Source organism: Streptomyces anandii JCM 4720 (genome assembly GCF_014650655.1).
In the GTDB taxonomy this organism is placed as follows: domain Bacteria; phylum Actinomycetota; class Actinomycetes; order Streptomycetales; family Streptomycetaceae; genus Streptomyces; species Streptomyces anandii.
Window position 1 is genome coordinate 188,434 of record NZ_BMVJ01000004.1, and the last position, 3,357, is coordinate 191,790.

At 74.5% G+C, this 3,357-nt stretch carries 4 protein-coding genes; all 4 read right to left on the bottom strand.

Annotated elements, in window-relative coordinates; all coding sequences use genetic code 11:
- The coding region (locus IE249_RS36740) for a sigma factor (RefSeq protein ID WP_268249676.1) at positions 1–195 on the bottom strand (195 nt) is incomplete at its 3' end.
- An 18-nt stretch (positions 196–213) separates the two neighbouring features.
- The gene (locus tag IE249_RS09550) at positions 214–957 is read right to left on the bottom strand and encodes a PIG-L deacetylase family protein (RefSeq protein ID WP_189704339.1); all 744 of its coding nucleotides are present in this window, start codon (positions 955–957) and stop codon (positions 214–216) included.
- A gap of 82 nt (positions 958–1,039) precedes the next feature.
- Positions 1,040–2,341: an alpha/beta fold hydrolase gene (locus IE249_RS09555; protein ID WP_189704340.1), complete on the bottom strand. Its 1,302-nt coding sequence runs from the start codon at positions 2,339–2,341 to the stop codon at positions 1,040–1,042.
- 98 nt (positions 2,342–2,439) lie between these two features.
- On the bottom strand, positions 2,440–3,357 hold a 918-nt coding region (locus tag IE249_RS09560), incomplete at its 5' end, for a LacI family DNA-binding transcriptional regulator (protein ID WP_229857941.1).

The following is a 3,357-nucleotide window of genomic DNA, read 5'->3' on the forward strand; positions in this document are numbered from 1 at the left end:
CGTGATGGCGCCGGCGTCCGCGCGGGTCAGCCGCAGCCAGGCCTCCTGGACCGCGTCCTCGGCCTCGGTCAGCGAGCCGAGCATGCGGTAGGCGACCGCGCGCAGTTGTCCGCGGTGCTCCTCGAAGCGCCGTGCCAGCAGTTCCTTCTCGTCGTCCGCCTCGCGCACCCGCCGCCCCCGTCCGTTTCCGATCATCCTAGGCGCGGCGCGCCCTCACCGGCCGAAGACCTCGAAGGCGACGGCCGGTTTTCCGCCGTAGCGCTCGCCCACCGCCGTGGCCGTCGACGTGAGGAACTCGCGCGCGTACGTCTCCGGGTCCTCGTCCGTCAACGCCTCTATGTAGGTGCGGTGTTCCAGCAGCGAACGCACCGCCCGCTCCAGTCCGGGCCCCGCCTCCACGGCGTGGGTGGGCGTGGCGGAACCGGCGACGGCGACCCAGCGGACGCCGTTCCAGGGCTCGAGTCCCTGCTCGGCCAGCTCCGGGAAGATCCAGCGGTTGCCCGCGTCCGCCGCCGCGTCCAGGGTGGCCCGGCCCACCGCCACGTGGTCGGGGGTGTTCCAGGCGACGCCGCCCCAGGTGTCACGGTGGTTGAGGGTGATCACCAGCTCGGGGCGGTGGCGCCGCACGGCGGCGGCGATGTCCCGGCGCAGGGCGGTGCCGTACTCGATCACGCCGTCGCGGTGGTCCAGGAACTCCACCCGGGACACCCCGACCGCGGCCGCGCTCGCCCGCTGCTCCCGCTCGCGCAGCGGACCGCAGACGGCCGGGTCGAGGGTGTCGATGCCGGCCTCGCCACGGGTGGCCAGGACGTAGACGACCTCGCGGCCCGCGTCGGTCCAGGCGGCGACCGCCGCAGCGCAGCCGTACTCCAGGTCGTCGGGGTGCGCGACCACGGCGAGCGCGCGCCGCCAGTCCTCGGGCATGGGCCGCAGCCGGCCGGTGCTGGACTCGGTCATACGGGACTTCTCCTCTCGGGTGTCGTCATGGTCCTCGTGCGAAGCTCGCCGGCTCCGGGGTTTCGTCCCGGCGCCTTCGGTCTCAGACCTCGTCGCGGACCAGGGCGAGCAGGCGGTCCAGGACGCGGGGGCCGCCGGCGCGGACGCCGTCGTGCTCGAACTCGTCGGTGACCCAGGTGCGCAGGCCCCGTACGGAGCGCGCGGTGTCGAGGGCGTGGGCGGTGTCGACGTACATGTCGTCGTGGTAGACGGCCGCGGCGACCGGGACCTCGTTCGCGGCGAGCCGGGCGCGGTCGTACAGGGGCCGCCAGTCGGTGCGGGCGGCGAGCAGCTCCGCGGTCTCGCGCAGCGGGCGCAGCGCGGGGTCGCAGTCGAACGTCCAGGGGTGCACCGACTCGCCGGTGAACAGCAGCGGTCCGTCCCCGGCGAGCGTCTTGGCGGCGTCGAACTGCGGGAACTCCGCCCGCACCCGCTCGGCGGACCAGGCGGTGGGGCGCTCGTCCTGGCCGTAGATCGCCTCGTGGACGAGGGCGTACAGCGGGTGGCCGGCGTACGAGAGCAGGCCACGCACCTCCTCCTGGAAGGCGTCGGACAGCTCGGGTCCCCGCGGGGTGCGCACGAAGGCGTGCTCGAGGAGGAAGTGGAGCCGGTGGCTGCCGTCGCCACCGCCCAGCATGATGCCGAGGGACTGGAACGCCTCCGCGGTCAGGCGGTGGCCGCCCGGCAGCACCACGTCGTGGGTGAGCAGGTGGTCGGCGACGCGGCGGGCGCGCTCGACGTCCTGCGGGTAGCGGGCGTAGTGGGCGGCTACCTTGCGTTCGATGCGCGGGTAGGCGGCGCGGTAGACGTCGTCGGCGTGGGCGTCCAGGGAGGGCAGGCCGCCGGTGATCAGGGCGGCGGACAGCCCCTCGGGGTGCGTGGAGAGGTAGTTGACCGTGCAGAATCCGCCGAAGCTCTGGCCGAGGACGGTCCAGGGGGCGCCGCCGGTCAGCCTGGGGCGGATCGCCTCGCAGTCACGGACGATGGAGTCGGCACGGAAGTGGGTGAGGTAGCCGGCCTGCTCGGCCGGGCCGCCGCGCAGCGGGAGGGTCTGGCGGTTGGCGGGTGTGGAGCGGCCGGTGCCACGCTGGTCCAGGAGCAGCACCCGGTACTCCTCCAGGGCGCGCCCGAGCCAGGCCTGCTTGCCGGTGAAACGGTTCGCCCCGAATCCGGGGCCGCCCTGCAGGTAGACCAGCCAGGGCAGGTCCTTGCCGGCCTTCTCGCTCGCGACGGCCTCACGGGCGTAGAGCTCGATCGTCTCCCCCGCCGGGTCGTCGTGGTCGAGCGGCACGGTGAAGCAGTGGTCGGTGAGGACGACGCCGGGCTGACGGTAGCTGACGGACAAGGGGTCTCCCGGGACGGAGGGTTTGCGGCCGCGTCCCAGTTGAGCACATGTTCCTGCGCCCCCGACCCCCGGGATCATGAAAATCGGCCGAACCCCGATCAGCGGTCGGGCAGGCTGGAGCTGCGGACCACCAGCTCCGGCTGGAGCACCACCCGCCGGTGTCGGTGCGCGCGCGCCGCGCCCCCGGTCCCGGTCTCCTCCAGCAGCAGCTCGGCTGCGAGCGCCCCCATGGTGACCGCGGGCCGGCGGACGGAGGTGAGCGGTACGGCGGCGGCCGCGGCGAACTCGATGTCGTCGTAGCCGACGATGGCGAGGTCGTCGGGGACGTTCACCCCGGCCGCATACATGGCCTGGAGCAGACCGAGGGCGAGCAGGTCGTCGGCGCAGAAGACGGCGGTGGGCCGCTCGGCGAGGCCGAGCAGTCGCGCACCGGCGTCCCGTCCCGCGGCCACGTCCAGCCGCTCGGTGGGCAGTTCGCGCAGCGCCTCGGGGCCGAGGCCGGCCTCGGCGAGCGCGTGCAGGGCGCCGGTGCGGCGGTCGCGGACCTGGTGCGGGCCGGGCGGGCCGCTGACGTAGGCGATGGAGCGGTGCCCGGTGTCCACCAGGTGGCGCACGGCGAGCGCGCCGCCCGCCACGTCGTCCACCGAGACCGAGCACTCGCTGGCGCCCTCGGCGACCCGGTCGACCAGCACGAAGGGGATGTTGTGCCGGCGGAAGGCGGCGATGTTGCGCCCGGTGGCGTCGGTCGGGGTGAGCAGGACGCCGCGCACCCGCTGCTCGGCGAAGAGGGAGAGGTACTCGGCCTCCTCGCCGGCGCTCTGCGCGCTGTTGCAGACCATCACGCCGAGCCCGGCCTCGCGCGCCGCCCGCTCGGCGCCGCGCGCCACGTCCACGAAGAAGGGGTTGCCCATGTCGAGGACGAGCAGCCCCATGATCCGGCTGCGGCCGGCGCGCAGCTGGCGCGCGGACTCGCTGCGGACGTAGCCGAGCCGGTCGATCGCGGACAGCACCCTGGC